We start from the raw sequence: 17,151 nt of genomic DNA on the forward strand, positions 1-17,151 counted from the left end.
GCGGCGGTGGTGCGCTGGGGGCACGCGTCACGCTTCCAGGAGGCACTCCCGATGACCCGAAGTCCGTCCAGGCTCGTCCGTGTCCTCTCCTCCACGCTGGCGGCGGGCACGCTGCTCTCGGCCGCCGCCTGCTCGGACGACGGCGGCACGGAGGGCTCACACGTCTCCGGCGTCACCGCGTCCCAGGTCGCCGGCGAGCGGCAGACCCCGTCCCCCACCGCCACCCTCTCCGAGGACGGCGCGCGCACCGCTCTGATCACCGAGGCGGACATCGAGGGCGACTGGACGCAGGTCAAGGACTCGGAGGCGGAGAACTGGCACGACAACCTCCTCATCGGCAGCGTCGACGTCTCCGACTTCCTCACCGCCAAGGCCCAGGCGTCCGACTGCCAGCGGCTCCTCGACTCCCTGTTCGACGACGATCTGCTGGGCAAGCCGTCGGGCGCGTCCGCGCTGCGCGGCTTCGAGGAGGGCGACTCCCGCCTGCTCTACCAGGTCGCCTCCTACGACCGAAGCGATCTGCAGGACTCCCTGAACTGGATGGCGACCCTGCCGGAGAAGTGCGACCAGTTCACCGTGACCGACGGCAAGGAGAAGCGCACCGTCCAGGTCATCGAGACCTCGCTGCCCAAGGTCGGCGACGCCCGGCAGGGCCTGCGCGTGACAGTGCAGGGCTCGGCGGACGGCGACGACGCGACGCTGACCCTGAACGTCGCCGCCGTACGGGTCGGAGACGACGCGATCACCGTCACGGCGGGCGGGCTCGAAGGGGGCGAGGACGACTCCATGAAGCAGGCGGTCCAGCAGGGCACCCCCCGCCTCGAGGACGTCCTGGCGGGGAAGTCGCCGGCCGCGAGCCCCACCTAGGGTTTGCCGTCTGGATGAGGTCGGCCGGGAGTGACTGCGCCTCCCGGCCGACCCGCGACGCCGGCATGATCCAAGCGACAGGCCCTGGATCGGGCAGCACGTCGAGGGGCTCCTTTCCCGCGCCAACCGCCTTTCCCGCTCCGCCGATTCCCGGGACAGCGTGATCACCGGAGCGGCACAATGGCGGCGATGACCGGCTTCGGTCGTGCGTGCGAGGAGAGGACGAGTCGTGAGTGATGGCCACACCCCTTCGGGCGGGTCGGCGAGGCTGAACACCGGTGTGGCGCACAACGCGCGCGTGTGGAACTACTGGATCGGCGGCAAGGACAACTACGAGGTCGACCAGCAGGTCGGCGAGCACGTCGCCGGCATGTTCCCGATCATCCGGGACATCGCCCGGGCCGACCGGGACTTCCTCGGCCGGGCTGTGTCCTTCCTCGCCGGCGAGCGGGGGGTACGGCAGTTCCTCGACATCGGCACAGGGCTGCCGACGGCGGACAACACCCACGAGATCGCCCAGCGGCTCGCGCCCGACTCGCGCATCGTCTACGTCGACAACGACCCGATCGTGCTGGTGCACGCCCGTACGCTGCTCACCGGCACCCACGACGGCGTCACCGCCTACGTCGACGCCGATGTGCACGACCCGGACGCCATCCTCGAACGGGCCCGGCGGACCCTCGACTTCACGAAGCCCGTCGCCGTGATGATGCTGGGCATCCTCAACTTCGTCCTGGACGTCGAGAAGGCCCGGGACATCGTGCGCCGGGTGATGGCCGCGGTGCCGTCCGGCAGTTTCCTGGTCCTCACCCACCCGACGTTCGACGACGAGCTCGGCGGCGCGGGCCAGATCCCGGCCATGAAGTTCTGGAACGAGAACGCCACTCCCCCGATCACGGCCCGCAGCGGCTCGGACATCTCCGCGTTCCTCGAGGGTCTGGAGGTGCTCGAACCGGGCATGGTGTCGTGCGGGCAGTGGCGTGCCGCGCCCGGCTCGGCCGTGCTGGTACCGCAGTACGGCGCGGTGGCCGTGAAACCCTGAGGGGCGCCGCACCGTACGGCGCGGTGGCCGTGAAACCCAGACGGGCGCCGCACCGGCCGGCCTCGCCGCAGAAGTCCGGAGAACCGCGGAGGACGTATGACCACCCTGGCCGATCCCGTGCCCGGCGGCCGTCCCGGCGACGTCGAGCGGGCCACCGCGCTGAGCGGCGAGCTCGCGGGGCGGGGTGTGCACGGTGTCGTGCTGGCCTATGTCGACACCGCGGGCATCGGCCGGGTGAAGACCGTCCCGACGGCCCGGCTGTCCTCCTCGGCGGCCTGGGGCGTCGGCATGTCACCGGTGTTCGACACGTTCCTGGCGGACGACTCCGTCGTCACCACCGACGTCCTGGGCTCCCCCGACGGCGATCTGCGCCTCTACCCGGACCTCGACGAGCTCGTCGTCCTGGCCGGGCAGCCCGGCTGGGCCTGGGCACCGGTGGACCGCATCACCCAGGACGGTGAGCGGCACCCGGGCTGCACCCGCACGTTCCTGCGACGGATCGTCACCGAGGCGGCCGAGCGGCACGGCCTCACCTTCAAGGCGGCCATCGAGGTCGAGTGGACCGTGGCCCGCGGCGACGCTCCCGGCGACGCGTTCGTGCCGGCGACGACCGGACCGGCGTACGGGGCGATCCGGCAGGTCGAGCTCGGCGACTACACCGCCGAGCTGCTGGCGGCGTGCGCGGCGCAGGGCATCGACGTCGAGCAGGTCCACCCCGAGTACGCGGCCGGGCAGTTCGAGATCTCGGTGGGTGCCACCGATCCGGTGGCGGCGGCCGACCGCAGCGTGCTGGTCCGCCAGACCGTCCGTGCGGTGGCCGGGCGGCACGGGCTGCGGGTCTCCTTCGCCCCCGCCGTGGCGGGCCGGGGCGTCGGGAACGGCGGCCACGTCCACCTGTCCGCCTGGCGCGACGGTGTGAATCTGCACTCCGGGGGCGCCGGCCGGTACGGCATGACGGCGGAAGCGGAGTCGTTCACGGCCGGCGTCCTCGGCCACCTGCCCGCCCTCACGGCCGTCACCGCCCCGAGCCCCGCCAGCCACCTGCGGCTCAGGCCCTCCCAGTGGGCCGGGGTGTTCACCGCCTGGGGCCGCGAGACCCGGGAGACCGCGCTGCGTGTCGTCACCGGCACCGCGGGCCTGCGCGACCGGGCCGCCAACCTGGAGATCAAGCCCGTCGACCTGGCCGCCAACCCCTACCTCGCGATCGGTTCCCTGATCGTCGCCGGCCTGGACGGCCTGGCCTCGTCCGCCGCGCTGCCCGACGAGACCACCGGGGACCCGGCCCACCTGGGCGAGGCGGAAGCGGCGGCCCGGGGCGTGCGGCGCCTGCCGGGCTCACTGGAGGGGGCCGTCGAGGAGTTCCGCGCGGACGCCGCCCTGCGCGCGGCCCTCGGCCCGGTACTGGCCGACGCGGTGATCGCCGTCCGCCTCGGGGAAGCGGCGTCCGTCGCAGGTCTCGACGACGACCGGGTGGCGGCGGCGTACCGCTGGAAGTACTGACGTGGGCGCGGTCCGCGAGGCGCTCGACTCCGTGCGTCTGGTCGACCACCACTGCCACGGCACCGTCACGGCCGACCTCGGCCGGAGCGCCTTCGAGTCCCTCCTCACCGAGGGCGAGGCGTGGCCGGGCGTCTCGCCCTTCGACAGCCCCGTCGGTGTGGCCGTGCGCCGCCACTGCGCTCCCCTGCTGGACCTCCCCCGGCACGCGGCCCCCGGGGAGTACCTCGCCCGCCGCTCGGAACTGGGCTGGCGCGAGGTGCAGCGCCGCTTCCTGCGCGCGACGGGCACGGACGTCTTCTGCGTCGACACCGGCTACGCCCCCGACCGCATCACCACGCCGCGGGACATCGCCGGAGCCGCGAACGCAACGGCGTACGAGGTCGTACGGCTGGAGGGCGTAGCGGAATCGGTGCGGGCCGCGGGAGTGGAACCGGACGCGTACGCGCGGACGTTCCACGCGGCCGCCCTGGACGCCGTGCGACGTCCCGGCGTGGTGGCCGTGAAGTCGGTGGCGGCCTACCGCACCGGTTTCGACGTGGACCCGGCCCGCCCCTCGGACGCGCAGGTCACCGAGGCGGCCCGGGCCTGGCTCGGCAGAGGGGGCCGTCTCGACGACCCGGTCCTCATGCGACACCTGCTGTGGACCGCCGTCGACCTCGGTCTGCCACTGCAACTGCACACCGGGTTCGGGGACAACGACATCCGGCTGCACCGCGTCGACCCCACCCACCTCACGGACTGGCTGCACCTCACCGCCGGGACGATCCCCGTGCTGCTCCTGCACTGCTGGCCCTACCAGCGGCAGGCCGCCTACCTGGCGGCGGTCTTCGAGCAGGTGTACCTCGACGTCGGCCTCACCCTCCACTACGTCGGCCCCGCCCGGGCCGGTGCGGTCCTCGCGGAGGCCCTGGAGATCACACCGTTCCGCAAACTGCTGTACAGCTCCGACGCCTACGGTGTGCCGGAGTTCCACCACCTCGGGGCTCTCGCCTTCCGGCAGGGTCTGGCGGAGCTGCTCCAGGAGCGGGTGGACGCCGACGAACTGGCCCTGCCGGACGCGCTGCGGTTCGCGCGATGGGCCGGACGGGACAACGCCCTTCGGGTCTACCGGTTGCGGAACGAACGGCCGGAGGGCGATTGAACAGGGGTGGGGCCGGTCACAGTTCTCCTGAAGCGGCTACCCAGGAAGTCCGAACGGCTGAAAGTATGATCAAGCGATGTCTGACATGACCGAAACCACGCCCGGCTGGCTGTCCTCCGACGAACTGGAGATGACGCGGGCCCGCATGCCGATCCTGTACGTCGAGGCCGTCCCGGTGCGCGTCGACGACAGCGGCGAAGTCACCAGTGTCGGCCTGCTGCTGCGCATCGGACCGGACGGTACGGTCAGCCGGACGCTGGTCTCCGGCCGCGTGCTGCACCACGAACGCGTACGCGACGCCCTCCTGCGCCACCTGGAGAAGGATCTCGGCCCGGTCGCGCTGCCCCGCGTCCCGGCGTCGCTCCAGCCGTTCACGGTCGCGGAGTACTTCCCGACGCAGGGCATCACGCCGTACCACGATCCGCGTCAGCACGCGGTGTCCCTCGCCTACATCGTGCCGGTGACGGGTGACTGCCGGCCCCGGCAGGACGCGCTCGACCTGGTGTGGTTCAGCCCGCAGGAGGCCGTCTCGGAGGCGGTGCAGAGCGAGATGCCGGGCGGGCACGGGGTGCTCCTGAAGCAGGCGCTGGCCCATGCGGGCTGCGTGATCTGAGGCATAAGCTCTATCACGTGACCGACCTCCGGCCGGGAGGCGCATGTGATGGCGGCGGAGCAGCAGGGCCGATATCCGGGACAGCCGCACCTGCCCGAGCTGCACGTGCGCCTTCGTACCGAGCTGGACCGGATCGACGACCAGCTGCGCTCCCTGCTGGACGCGATGGACCGGATGCAGGGACTGCTGGACGCCGTGGTGGCCATCAGCCGCGAGGTGGAGCTGCCCGCGGTGCTGCACCGCATCGTCACCACCGCCATGGACCTGGTCGGCACCCGCTACGGTGCCCTCGGCGTGCTCAACGACACCGGTGAGCACCTGGAGCAGTTCATCACCGCCGGCCTCTCCGAGCGGGAGAGCGCCGCCCTGGCCGGGACGGGCCTGCCCACCGGCCGGGGCGTCCTCGGCCATCTGATCAGCCACCCCGAGCCCCTGCGGATCGGCGACATCCCCGCCCACGCCGCGTCCGTCGGCTTCCCGCCCGGCCATCCCCACCTGAGGACCCTGCTGGGCGTCGCCATCAGCGTCCGCGGTGAGATCTACGGTGACCTGTACCTCTCCGAGCGGCACGACGGGCAGCCCTTCGACGTGCACGACGAGAACGTCCTGATGGCCCTGGCCAGCGCCGCCGGGATCGCGATCGAGAACGTCCGCCTGTTCGAGCAGGTGCGGGTGGGAGCCGAGCAGTTCCAGCGGCTGCTGCTGCCCACACTGCCGGACCTGAGCCCGTTCACCGCGGCGGCCGTCTACCGGCCCGCCGCGGAACCCAGCAGGCTCGGCGGGGACTGGTACGACGCGATCCAGCTGCCCGACGACGTGGTGGCCGTCGTCATCGGTGACGTGGTCGGACACGATCTGCACGCCGCGGCCGCCATGGCCTCCACACGCAACATGCTGCGCGCCCTGCTCTTCGATCCGGGCAGTTCACCCTCGGCGGTCCTGACCCGGCTCGACCACACCCTCCAGGCCGTCACACCCAACCCCGTCACGACGACCGCCCTGGCCCGGATCGAGCCGGAGGGAACCGGCCGGCGGCTGCGCTGGAGCACCGCGGGGCACGTCCCACCCCTGCTGATCACTCCCGAGCGCCGGGTCGAGATCCTCTCCGAGGAGCCCGGGCTGCCGCTCGGGGTCGACCCGGAGGAGCCCCGCCCCGAACACTCCCGCTTCCTGGCCCCCGGCACCACCCTGGTCTTCTTCACCGACGGCTTGATCGAGCATCCCTCCCACCCCATCGACGAGAGCCTGGCGGAGCTGGCCGATCTCGCGGCGGTCCACACCGCTCTGCCCCTGCGGGACTTCGTGTGCGCCCTGGCCGATCACCATCCCAGTGACGGTCACGACGACATGGCCCTGCTCGCCCTGCGCACGCCGCTCCCCTGAGGGCGGGCGCCCGCGAGGACCGAACATCCAGCTCAGCAACGGTGTGGAGGAACCGGGGGATCCGGCGGATGATGGTCGAGGGGATGGCGATGCGGAGGTCCCCGATGGCGGTCGCGCGGCAGGCACGGCCCCGGCGCGGCGTCCGGGTGGCTCTGCAGATCTGCGCCGTGGCCGCGCTGTACTACGGTTCGGCCGAGCTGGGACTCCTCCAGCAACTCGTCCGCGGGCAGGTCACCCCGCTGTGGCCGCCCAGCGGTATCGCGCTCGCGAGTCTCCTCCTGCTCGGACCGCGGGTCTGGCCCGGGATCGCCCTCGGCGCGTTCCTGGCCAACGTCACCCTCGGGCCGTCACTCTGGGCCGTCCTCGCGATCACGGCTGGCAACACGCTCGCACCGGTCTGTTCGTACGCCTTGCTCCGGCGTGCCGGGTTCCGCAACGAACTGAACCGGCTGCGGGACGCGCTGGCCCTGATCTTCCTCGGGGCGTTCACCGGGATGCTGGTCAGCGCCTCCGTGGGCAGCGGGACACTGGCCCTGACGGGGGCGCTGGCGACGGACGATTTCGCCTCGACCTGGTCGGTGTGGTGGACCGGCGACGCGATGGGCGTCCTGGCCGTCACACCCGTGCTGCTCGTACTGCGCTCGGCCCGGTGGCCCCGGGGCGTTCCGCTGTCCCGATGGGTGGAGGGGATGCTGCTGGTGGCGGCCACGGCGTGTGTCGGTTTCATCGAGACCAGCAGCACTCCACTGCTCTTCCTCGGCTTCCCGCTGCTGATCTGGGCCGGCTTCCGCTTCCAGCTCGCCGGGGCCGCGCCGTGCGCCCTCGCCGTGTCGACCTTCGCGATCGTCGCGGCCGCGCAGCAGTCGGGTCCGTTCGCCGGCCACGACCTGTTCACGGACATGATTGCTCTTCAGGCGTTCAACGGCTCCGCCTCGTTGACGGCGCTTCTGCTCGGAGCGGCCGTCAGCGAACGCGCGCAGACCGAGCGGGAGATCACGCAGGCGTGCAGGCAGCTCGCCGAGATGGCCACCAGAATCGCCACCAGCGATCGCCGGCCGGCCCTGCCGAGCGGTCGACGCGAACAGGAATGAGCAGGACGCCGGAAACGATCGAGCGGCCGTATCGGAAAATTCCGATACGGCCGCCGACCTGCTGCTTCACAAGTCGGGACGACAGGATTTGAACCTGCGACCCCTTGACCCCCAGTCAAGTGCGCTACCAAGCTGCGCCACGTCCCGTTGCCCGTCTGACCTGGGGGTTTCCCCCGGCCGAACGCGCAGGAAAACAATACCGCACTCGCGCCGATGATCGTGCACCCGTTTCTCCCGGCCCGCCTGCTCGACTGCGAGGCCGGTCGCGGTGACGAGGGGTGCGATCAGTCCGTCGGGAGGCCCAGGCGGGGGTGGGTCTCCAGGAGCCGGGTCGGGGCCGCCTGCCGCCAGGAGTCGGCGAGGATGTCGCGCAGCTCGGCCTCGTCCTCGATGGCGTCGAGCCGGGCCCGCACCCAGGCGAACTGGGCCTCGTGGTCGGCGATCCAGAACTTCCCCGGCTCGGCGAGCACCAGTTCGTCGCGCTCCTCCTTGGGGCAGCGCACGGCGATGGAAGTCTCGTCCTCGGGAAGGGTGGCGAACATCTTCCCCGCGACCCGGAACGTGGGCATGCTCCAGGCGATCTTCTCCGTCGTGTCCGGCAGGGACAGGGCGATCCGTCGTACGTCTTCGGCATCCGGCATGGCAGGCACCGTATCGGCTCGCACTGACAATCACCTGGTGGGAGCGGTGGCCGGGATGCGCTTGCAGTGGATCGTCGTGGGCCGCAGCATTCGGCCGGGATCGGCCGCGTGGTCGGGGATCGAGCCGATCGGGGTCCAGTCGGCGGACCGGTGCGGACGCTCGGCGGGGCAGCCGGTCCCGGTGCCCGGGCGCAGGAGGGCGAGCAACCCGACGGAGGCACCACCGGTCACGGTGCCGGCCGGCAGATCCACCCGTTGTCCGCGTGCGCCGGCAGGCCGGTCGCGGCCGGCGGGATCACGGCGTCACAGGACGCTCACACCCGGGCCGCCGCGGTGAGCGCGTCCAGCACGGGCCGGATGAGGGGGTGCTCCTCTGCTCCCCTGCGTACCGCGGCGAAGACCCGGCGGGTGGGAGGCGTCCCGTCGACGGGACGGACCACCACGCCGGTGAGGTCCATGCCGCGCAGCGCCGAGCGGGGCACCAGGGCGACACCGGCGTCGGCCGAGGCGAGGGCGACGACCGCGCGGAAGTCGTCCGAGGAGTGTTCCATGCGCGGTTGGAAACCGGCGTTCTCGCAGGCCAGGATCACCACGTCGTGGCAGGGGTTGCCGGGGTAGGGGCCGATCCACGCGTCCTTGGCCAGTTCGGCGAGCGGCACCTCCGCCGCGTCGGCCAGACGGTGGGTGACCGGCACGACCGCGTCGAAGGGCTCGGAGTACAGCGGCACATGGGCCAGACGCGGGTCGTCGGCGGGCGGGGCACCGCGGTACTCGACGGCGACCGCGACATCGACCTGCCGGTCCAGCACCATCGGCAGGCTCGCGTCGCCCTCGGCGTCCTGGACGCGGATGCGGATGCCGGGCGCCGAGCGGGCGAGACCGGCCACGGCCGGCGCGACGACCAGGGCGATGCCGGTGGCGAAGGAGGCGACCGTGACGGTGCCGGCCGAGCCCGAGCTGTACGCCGCCAGCTCGGCCTCGGCCCGCTCCAGCTGGGCCAGGACCGCATTGGTGTGGTTGAGCAGGATCTCCCCGGCGGGGGTGAGCCGAACGCCCTTGGCGCCTCGCTCGACGAGCCGGTGGCCGGTCTCCTGCTCCAGGGCGGCGAGCTGCTGGGAGACGGCCGACGGGGTGAGGTACAGCGCGGCGGCAGCCGCCGTCACCGTACGGTGGTCGGCCACCGCCCGGAGGATGTGGAGCCGCCGCGCTTCGATCATGCGATCGATTGTCTCAAATGCATCCCTCAGGCCTGCTCGGAGTCCAGCTGGGCCCGGGCCGCCACGAAAGCGTCGACCGCGCGGTTGACGTCGTCCGTGGAGTGCGCGGCCGACAGCTGGACGCGGATGCGGGCCTGGCCCTGCGGCACCACCGGGTACGAGAAGCCGATGACGTAGACGCCGCGCTCCAGCAGCAGCTCCGCCATGCGGCCGGCGACCGCCGCGTCCCCGATCATCACCGGGGCGATGGCGTGGTCGCCGGGGAGGACGTCGAAGCCCTCCTCGGTCATCCGGCCGCGGAAGAGGGCGGTGTTCTCGGCCAGCCGGACACGCAGGTCGTCCGCCGACTCCAGCAGGTCGAGGACCTTCAGGGAGGCCGCCGCGATGACCGGGGCGAGCGTGTTGGAGAACAGGTACGGCCGGGAGCGCTGGCGCAGCAGGGCGACGATCTCGGCGCGGGCGGCGACGTAGCCGCCGGAGGCGCCGCCGAGGGCCTTGCCGAGGGTCCCGGTGATGATGTCGACGCTGTCCATCACGCCGTGCAGCTCGGGCGTGCCGCGGCCGCCGGGGCCGACGAAACCGACCGCGTGGGAGTCGTCGACCATGACCATCGCGTCGTAGCGGTCGGCGAGGTCGCAGATCTCGCCGAGCGGGGCGACGTAGCCGTCCATGGAGAAGACGCCGTCCGTGACGATCAGGCGGCGGCGCGCGTCGGAGGCCTCCTTCAGACGGGCTTCCAGCTCGGCCAGGTCGCGGTTGGCGTAGCGCAGGCGGCGGGCCTTGGACAGGCGGATGCCGTCGATGATCGACGCGTGGTTGAGGGCGTCGGAGATGACCGCGTCCTCCGGGCCGAGCAGGGTCTCGAACACGCCGCCGTTGGCGTCGAAGCAGGAGGAGTAGAGGATCGTGTCCTCCTGGCCGAGGAACGCCGAGAGCCTGGCCTCGAGTTCCTTGTGCACCTCCTGGGTGCCGCAGATGAAGCGGACGGAGGCCATGCCGTAGCCCCAGCGGTCCAGGGCCTCGTGTGCGGCGGCGACGACCTCGGGGTGGTCGGCGAGGCCGAGGTAGTTGTTGGCGCAGAAGTTGAGGACCTCGCCGGGGCGGCCGCCCGCGGTGACGTTCACGGTGGCGGACTGCGGGGTGCCGATCACACGCTCGGGCTTGTGCAGGCCGGCGGCGCGGATCTCGTCGAGGGTGGCGCGCAGGTCGTCGCGCACGGAGTCGAACATCGAGAAAGCTCCTAAGGTGCTCGCGGAGAAGGGGGGTTACGCGGTCCAGTCGAGGATGACCTTGCCGCCGCGGCCGCTCGCCGCGTCCTCGAACGCCGCCTCGAAGTCGCGGTGGCTGTAGCGGCCGGTGATGACGGGCGCGAGGTCCAGGCCCGCTTCGAGCAGGACGGACATGGCGTACCAGGTCTCGAACATCTCGCGGCCGTAGATGCCCTTGATGGTGATCATCGAGGTGACGATGCGGGCCCAGTCGACGGCGAACTCCTCCGAGGGCAGGCCGAGCATCGCGATCCGGCCGCCGTGCGTCATGTTGGCGATCATGTCGCGCATGGCCTCGGGACGGCCGGACATCTCCAGGCCGATGTCGAAACCCTCGCGCAGTCCGAGCGTGCGCTGCCCGTCGGCGATGGTGGAGCCGGAGACGTTGAGCGCGAGGCTGACGCCGATCTTTCGGGCGAGGTCCAGCCGCTCCTCGCTGACGTCGGTGATCACGACGTTGCGGGCGCCCGCGTGCTTGGCCACGGCGGCGGCCATCAGGCCGATCGGGCCCGCTCCGGTGACCAGGACGTCCTCGCCGACGAGCGGGAAGGACAGCGCGGTGTGCACGGCGTTGCCGAAGGGGTCGAAGATGGCGGCCACGTCGAGGTCGACGGGTACCCGGTGCACCCAGACGTTGCCGGCGGGCAGGGCCACGTACTCGGCGAACGCGCCGTCCCGGCCGACTCCGAGCCCGACGGTGGCCCGGCACAGGTGACGGCGGCCGGCCAGGCAGTTGCGGCACTTGCCGCACACCAGGTGGCCCTCGCCGCTGACCCGGTCGCCGACGGAGATGTCGGTGACGTCGCGGCCGGTCTCGACGACCTCGCCGACGAACTCGTGCCCGACCACGAGCGGGGTGCTGATCGCCTGCTGGGCCCAGCCGTCCCAGGCCCGGATGTGCAGGTCGGTGCCGCAGATGCCGGTGCGCAGCACCTTGATGAGCACGTCCGTGGGCCCGACGGCGGGCTCGGGGACGTCCGCGAGCCACAACCCGGGTTCCGCCTTCTGCTTGACCAGCGCCTTCACCGCTATGGCTCCTGTGCGTGAGTCCCGGCTCCGGGCATGCCGAAGGAACCCCTGGACCGGGATGGGAGTGGGATCGCACTGCAATCTGCCGTACGGCGGCCACGCCGGTCCATCGAGGATTTCTTAAGCGCCGCCTCAGCTTTGCTTCACGCCCTGGGCAGTGCCGTGGGGGTCCCGGGCCTCAGTAGGGCGGCAGGCCGTCCCGGCTCTCCAGCTCCACGACGAGGCGAGCGGCGTGTTCCTTGATCGTCGTCAGGCCCGGCCTCCCCCAGGGCCGGGGCACGATGTCCGCGACGCTGACCGTGCCCAGGACCAGGCCCGCGCCGTCGATGAGCGGTGCGCCGAGGTAGGAACGGATGCCGAACTCGTCGACCACCGGATTGCCCGCGAACCGCGGATAGTCGCCGACGTCCTCCAGGGCGAGGGCCTTGCGGCGCGCCACCACATGGGGGCAGAAGCCGTGGTCGCGGGGCAGGGCACGGCCGAGGCGCGGGCTGGTGCCGTCGCTGCGCACGACCGGCGCGATCGCCGGCACGTACAGTCCCGCGAAGAACTGCCCCCGCTCGTCAGGGAGGTTGACCATGGCGTAAGGCGCGCCGGCGAGTTCGGCGAGACGGTGGGCGAAGGCGTCGAGCACGGCGTCGGGGCGCTCCCCCAGGCCCAGCCGGCGCAGTCGGCGGGTGCGGGCGGGGGCCTCCTTGTCCTCGGGTGTGAGCAGCAGACGACCGGCCGGGCGCGGCGGGTCGTAGGTCATGGGCATGCTCCTGGGCTGTGGACTCGCGTCATCTATGGCTTCCGTGGCGGGTGTAGGGGGGTCACATGTGGGCGCCATACCCCGTCGCGGGGGCCGGCGTGTGGGCGATGAGGTGGCGCACCAGGGTCAGCAGGGTCTGGACTCCGGAGCTGGAGATCCGTGCGTCGCAGCACACGACGGGGACGTCCGCTGACAGGTCCAGGGCACCGCGTACCTCCTCGGGGTCGTAGCGGTGGGCGCCGTCGAACTCGTTGACGGCGACGATGAAGCCGAGGCCGCGCTGCTCGAAGAAGTCGACGGCCGCGAAGCACTCCTGGAGCCTGCGGGTGTCGGCGAGGATGACCGCGCCGAGCGCGCCCTCGCACAACTCGTCCCACATGAACCAGAAGCGCTCCTGCCCGGGCGTGCCGAACAGATACAGCACGTGCTTCGGGTCCAGGGTGATGCGGCCGAAGTCCATGGCCACGGTCGTCTCGACCTTGTTCTCGATGCCGTCGAGGTTGTCGGTCGCGGCACTGACGGTGGTGAGCAGTTCCTCCGTGCTGAGCGGCGCGATCTCGCTGACCGCGCCGACAAAGGTCGTCTTGCCCACCCCGAACCCGCCTGCCACCAGGATTTTCAGCGCGGTGGGGAACGGGTCCGCGCCGGGGCCCGGTCCGTCGGTGTAGTCAGAGCTGTCGTCGTAGTCCATCGAGCACTGCCTCCAGAAGGGCCCGGTCCGTCGGGTTGTGGTGGAACGCGGGGGGCTTGGTCGTGAGCGTCCCGCAGTCGACGAGGTCCGCCAGCAGCACCTTGGTGACGGCCAACGGCAGTTCGAGGTGGGCGGCGACCTCGGCGACGGCGACGGGCACGCGGCACCGCTCGAGCGCTTCCGTGTGTTCGGGGCCGAGGTAGCCGAGGGGGGTCGCCCCGGTGGCCATCACCTGTGACATGAGGTCGAGCGCGACGGTCGGACGGGTGCGGCCGTTGCTGACCGTGAACGGCCGTACCAGCCGCCCGGCCGCGTCGTCGAGCCATGGCCCGTCACCGGCCGCCGTCACGCTCAAGGCCTCATCGCCGGGGATTCGACGGACTGCCGGGGAGCGGTCACCAGGTAGGGCCGGACACTCTTGACGAGCATCGCCATCTCGTAGCCCAGCACGGCCGCGTCGGCCTCGCGGCCGGCGAGCACGGCGAGGCAGGTGCCGGAGCCGGCGGTGGTGACGAACAGCAGGGTCGAGGCGAGTTCGACGACGACCTGCCGCACGTCGCCGCCGTCGCCGAAGCGGACACCGGCGCTGCGGCCGAGGGAGTACAGGCCGGAGGCCAGGGCTGCCATGTGGTCGGCGCTGTCCGGGTCGAGACCGTGCACGGACTTCACGAGTCCGTCGCAGGACAGGAGCACGGCGGCGGTCGTGTGCGGTACGCGCTGCACGAGGCCGCTCATCAGCCAGTCGAGATCGGAAACATGGGCGGTCGGCGCATCGCTCGCCATGGTGGATCGACTCCTTGGGGTACGAAGGTCTGAGGGAGCGCTGGGGGTGGGGGTGGGAAGGGGGGTGGTCATCCGGCGGGTGCGCTCCCGTCCTGCCGGGTGGTGGTCGTGCGGTGGTCGGAACGGGGCCCGGGCGTCGGCCTGTTCGAGGGGGACGGCTCCGGGGCGAGCGTCTCGAGGTGGACGGGCCGGACGTGCGCCGGCTCCCTGCGGGTAGGCCCGCCGGGTGCGGGGTCCGTGTGGGCGGTGCCTGTGTCGGCGGAGCCCATGGGGACGGGGTCCGTGTAATCGGAGTCCACGTAGGTGGGGCTCTTGGGGGGACCGCCCAGGTGCGTGGAGTCCATGGGTGCATCGCCCATGTGCGCGGGATCCATGGGGTCACCGCCCATGTGCCCGGAGTCCATGGGGTCACCGCCCATGTGCCCGGAGTCCATGGGGTCACCGCCCATGTGCCCGGAGTCCATGGGGGACGGCTCCATGGCCGGCCTGGGGACGGCGGGCGTGTGCGAGGACTGGGTGGGGGCCGTCTCCATGGGGACGGTCCGCGTGCCGGCCCACTCCGTGTGGTCGGCCTCCAGGTTCTGCTGGGCCTCCGCGAGGCTGATGCCGCGTTGGAAGGCCGCCATCAGACCGGGGTCGTGCCCCACGAGGTACTCGGGGTCCTGGCGGGGCACCGGGCCGTCGCGCAGCTGGGGGGCGATGTGCTCCTGGGCGCGGCGACGGGGCAGTTGGGGCTTGCCCATGGTGCCCCGCACCGCGCCGCTGCGGGGGGTGGGCAGCTCGGTGGCGTGCTCGGCGAGGAGGCGCCGGTCGTCGGGACTGACACCGGGCCGTGCCTCGGCGGGGGTCGGACGTTCCCGACGGGCCCCGCGCACGGGCAGGGGCGCGGGCCGGCCGCCCGGCGCGTCCCCGCCCGGGGCAGGGTCGGCTTCCGGTGCGCGCCCCCGTGATGCCCCGGGTGGAGCGAGCGGAGCCGGCGTCGGAGTCCCCGCTCCGGAGACGGGGAGCGGTACGGCGGAGACGCGGGATTCGGCCCCGTCGGCCGAGGATCGTGCCTGGAACGGAGCAAGGGCACCCGGCCCGGCCCCGGCACCAGAGGCCCCCTGCCCGGCCCCGGCACCGGAGGCCCCCTGCGCTGCCCGGCCCGGCCGCCCGGCCTGGCCACCCTGCCCGGCCTGAACACCCTGCCCGGTCTGCCGCGTCGGCACCGCAGGACGGTCCGCAGCGGCCGCTCCGCCCTCCGGCTGCCCCTCTCCCCCGGGCGCACCCGCCCCCGCCTCCGCTCCCAGCAACGACTGCGGCACGACGAGCACCGCCTGCACTCCGCCGTAGATGTTGGTCTGGAGCCGGACGGTGATGCCGTGCCGGCGTGCGAGCTGGGAGACGACGAACAGGCCGATGCGGCCGTCGGCGAGGAGCCGGGCGACATTCACCTGGTCGGGGTCGGCGAGCAGTGCGTTCATCCGCGTCTGCTCCTCCACGGGCATGCCGAGTCCGCGGTCCTCGACCTCGACGGCGAGCCCGGAGGTGACGAGGTTCGCGCGCAGCAGGACGTGGGTGTGCGGGGCGGAGAACACCGTGGCGTTCTCGACGAGTTCGGCCAGGAGGTGGATGACGTCGGCGACGGCGTGCCCCCGTAGCTGGCCGTCGACCGGCGGCACGAGTTTGACCCGCGAGTACTGCTCGACCTCGGCGATGGCCGAGCGCAGCACCTCGGTCATGGAGACCGGGTTGCTCCACTGGCGGCGTGAGACGGCTCCGCCGAGCACGGCGAGGTTCTCCGCGTGGCGGCGGATGCGGGTGGCGAGGTGGTCGACGTGGAAGAGCCCCTTGAGCAGGTCGGGGTCCTCCATCTCGTTCTCCAGCTCGTCGAGGATGGAGATCTCGCGGTGGACCAGGGACTGCAGGCGCCGGGCGAGGTTGACGAACACCTCGAGCTTCTGCTCGCTTCCGGTCTGGCTGGAGAGCTGGGAGGCCTGCACGACGGCGGTGACGGCGCCGTCGTGCGCGCGGGACAGGTCGGCGTCGAGGAGGTCGAAGTCGTCGGCGTCCGCGGGCGGCCCCTCGGGCCGGCTCTGCGGTGCGAGCTGCGGCGGGCCGTCGCCGCGGCGCAGGGTCTCGACGAGAGTGCGCAGATCGGCCTCGCGCCGGGCGGTGCCGCGGCGCAGCATGCCGATGCGGTCGTGCACGGAGCGGGCGGCCCGGTCGGCGGCGACCGCGGCGACGGCGACGCCGACGAGGGCCACGAAGACGGCGCCGCCGAGCACCGCCCACAGGGTGGGGCTCGGCCGCGCTCCCGTGGACCGGACGGTGAAGAGGACGGCGGCACAGCCGCTGAGGGCGACGGCCACGGGGGGCAGGACCGCGAGCCGCATCAGCTGGGGCCGTATGTGCGTCTCGGGCAGGGCGGGTGCGGTGCGGACGGCGGGCCGCCCGTGCCGCCCGCCCTCACGGCGGTCTGCGCGCGCGGCCGGGGCGCGGAGGTGAGACATCGGTGTCCTCGTACGGGTACGTCGGGCCTGGGTGCCAGGGGAGCTCGCTGGGGTACGAACGGGTTCGCGTGGTCGCTTGCGCGAGCCCCGGGAGGCGCCCCCGGCCGCACGCCGCTTCCGCGTGCCGCCGACGCCTCGGGGTCCCGTGGGGCGGCCTGGGCGGGGCCCTCCGCGACGCCCGTGCGGGCCTCGTCCGGAACGTCGCCGCCGACTGCGCGGCCGGCGTCGGCGTCGGCGGCTCGCGGGCAGCGGGGCTCCCCGTCGCGTCGACTCCCTCGTCCGCCCTGCGCCTGCACGTGCCGGCCCCCGCTCGCTGATCCGCCCTGTTTCCCGACGGCCACTGACAGTAGTCGCCAGCGCATCATGTGCGGCGGGCAGTTGACAAACTCATACGGTGAGCGTCCCGCTCTGGTATGAGGTCTCGCACGACAGACCGATAACGCCGCTCCCGACCCGAACTCGAACGATGGGAGTTCGATCCGACCTGGTCAGAAGCGGTCACTCAGAAGCGGGGGGGGGGGGGGGGGGGGGGGAGCCCCCCCCCCCCCCCCCCCAGCGCCCCCCCCCCCCCCCCCCCCCCCCCCCGCGGGGGGGGGGGCCCGCGTGGAGTAGGGTGTCAAAAAAAAAAACAAACAAAACCAC

General features: G+C 72.5%; 17 protein-coding genes and 1 tRNA gene. 7 read left to right on the forward strand and 11 right to left on the reverse strand.

The genetic code is table 11. The features are described from left to right. The first annotated feature begins 51 nt into the window (after nt 1–51). The 7 genes from ACIQU3_RS05650 to ACIQU3_RS05680 all read left to right on the forward strand — a co-directional run bounded on the left by ACIQU3_RS05650 (nt 52) and on the right by ACIQU3_RS05680 (nt 7,637). Nucleotides 52–867: a hypothetical protein gene (locus tag ACIQU3_RS05650; RefSeq protein ID WP_403727260.1), complete on the forward strand. Its 816-nt coding sequence runs from the start codon at nt 52–54 to the stop codon at nt 865–867. 229 nt (nt 868–1,096) lie between these two features. Continuing rightward, the gene (locus ACIQU3_RS05655; RefSeq protein ID WP_403727258.1) at nt 1,097–1,909 is read left to right on the forward strand and encodes an SAM-dependent methyltransferase; all 813 of its coding nucleotides are present in this window, start codon (nt 1,097–1,099) and stop codon (nt 1,907–1,909) included. 96 nt (nt 1,910–2,005) lie between these two features. Then, the gene (locus ACIQU3_RS05660) at nt 2,006–3,409 is read left to right on the forward strand and encodes a glutamine synthetase (protein WP_403727256.1); all 1,404 of its coding nucleotides are present in this window, start codon (nt 2,006–2,008) and stop codon (nt 3,407–3,409) included. A 1-nt stretch (nt 3,410) separates the two neighbouring features. Beyond that, a complete protein-coding gene (locus ACIQU3_RS05665) occupies nt 3,411–4,550 on the forward strand; it encodes an amidohydrolase family protein (RefSeq protein ID WP_403727254.1) in 1,140 nt (379 codons plus the stop codon). An 85-nt stretch (nt 4,551–4,635) separates the two neighbouring features. After that, nucleotides 4,636–5,163 carry an NUDIX hydrolase family protein gene (locus ACIQU3_RS05670; protein WP_033308005.1) on the forward strand — a complete coding sequence of 176 codons (528 nt, stop codon included), beginning with the start codon at nt 4,636–4,638 and terminating at the stop codon, nt 5,161–5,163. A gap of 48 nt (nt 5,164–5,211) precedes the next feature. Further along, the gene (locus ACIQU3_RS05675) at nt 5,212–6,546 is read left to right on the forward strand and encodes a PP2C family protein-serine/threonine phosphatase (RefSeq protein WP_403923457.1); all 1,335 of its coding nucleotides are present in this window, start codon (nt 5,212–5,214) and stop codon (nt 6,544–6,546) included. An 83-nt stretch (nt 6,547–6,629) separates the two neighbouring features. Then, nucleotides 6,630–7,637 (forward strand): MASE1 domain-containing protein, encoded by a 1,008-nt coding sequence (locus tag ACIQU3_RS05680; RefSeq protein ID WP_403727250.1) that lies wholly within the window; start codon nt 6,630–6,632, stop codon nt 7,635–7,637. Nucleotides 7,638–7,710: 73 nt separating this feature from the next. Here ACIQU3_RS05680 and ACIQU3_RS05685 read toward each other — a convergent pair. The 11 genes from ACIQU3_RS05685 to ACIQU3_RS05735 all read right to left on the reverse strand — a co-directional run bounded on the left by ACIQU3_RS05685 (nt 7,711) and on the right by ACIQU3_RS05735 (nt 16,509). After that, nucleotides 7,711–7,784 (reverse strand) — tRNA-Pro (locus ACIQU3_RS05685). Nucleotides 7,785–7,921: 137 nt separating this feature from the next. Then, nucleotides 7,922–8,278: an MmcQ/YjbR family DNA-binding protein gene (locus ACIQU3_RS05690; RefSeq protein ID WP_403727248.1), complete on the reverse strand. Its 357-nt coding sequence runs from the start codon at nt 8,276–8,278 to the stop codon at nt 7,922–7,924. 30 nt (nt 8,279–8,308) lie between these two features. Further along, complete coding sequence (locus ACIQU3_RS05695; protein ID WP_403727246.1) at nt 8,309–8,530, reverse strand: hypothetical protein; 222 nt, start codon at nt 8,528–8,530, stop codon at nt 8,309–8,311. A 62-nt stretch (nt 8,531–8,592) separates the two neighbouring features. Next, nucleotides 8,593–9,495, reverse strand: coding sequence for a LysR family transcriptional regulator (locus tag ACIQU3_RS05700; RefSeq protein ID WP_403727244.1), 903 nt, complete (start codon nt 9,493–9,495; stop codon nt 8,593–8,595). Between the two features lie 26 nt (nt 9,496–9,521). Then, nucleotides 9,522–10,724 carry a glycine C-acetyltransferase gene (locus ACIQU3_RS05705; protein ID WP_403923459.1) on the reverse strand — a complete coding sequence of 401 codons (1,203 nt, stop codon included), beginning with the start codon at nt 10,722–10,724 and terminating at the stop codon, nt 9,522–9,524. A 36-nt stretch (nt 10,725–10,760) separates the two neighbouring features. Then, nucleotides 10,761–11,789 (reverse strand): L-threonine 3-dehydrogenase, encoded by a 1,029-nt coding sequence (gene tdh, locus ACIQU3_RS05710; protein ID WP_403727240.1) that lies wholly within the window; start codon nt 11,787–11,789, stop codon nt 10,761–10,763. Nucleotides 11,790–11,970: 181 nt separating this feature from the next. After that, nucleotides 11,971–12,543: a GAF domain-containing protein gene (locus ACIQU3_RS05715; protein WP_403727238.1), complete on the reverse strand. Its 573-nt coding sequence runs from the start codon at nt 12,541–12,543 to the stop codon at nt 11,971–11,973. Between the two features lie 61 nt (nt 12,544–12,604). Next, the gene (locus ACIQU3_RS05720; protein ID WP_403727236.1) at nt 12,605–13,234 is read right to left on the reverse strand and encodes a GTP-binding protein; all 630 of its coding nucleotides are present in this window, start codon (nt 13,232–13,234) and stop codon (nt 12,605–12,607) included. After that, nucleotides 13,212–13,583 (reverse strand): DUF742 domain-containing protein, encoded by a 372-nt coding sequence (locus tag ACIQU3_RS05725; RefSeq protein WP_403727234.1) that lies wholly within the window; start codon nt 13,581–13,583, stop codon nt 13,212–13,214. Before ACIQU3_RS05725 ends, ACIQU3_RS05720 begins: the two co-directional genes overlap by 23 nt. 2 nt (nt 13,584–13,585) lie before the next feature. Further along, complete coding sequence (locus tag ACIQU3_RS05730; protein ID WP_030840841.1) at nt 13,586–14,017, reverse strand: roadblock/LC7 domain-containing protein; 432 nt, start codon at nt 14,015–14,017, stop codon at nt 13,586–13,588. 68 nt (nt 14,018–14,085) lie between these two features. Then, entirely contained in the window at nt 14,086–16,509 is a 2,424-nt protein-coding gene (locus ACIQU3_RS05735) for an ATP-binding protein (protein ID WP_403923461.1), read from the reverse strand. Nucleotides 16,510–17,151: the final 642 nt, after the last annotated feature.

The organism is Streptomyces sp. NPDC101110, assembly GCF_044759525.1.
Lineage (GTDB): Bacteria > Actinomycetota > Actinomycetes > Streptomycetales > Streptomycetaceae > Streptomyces.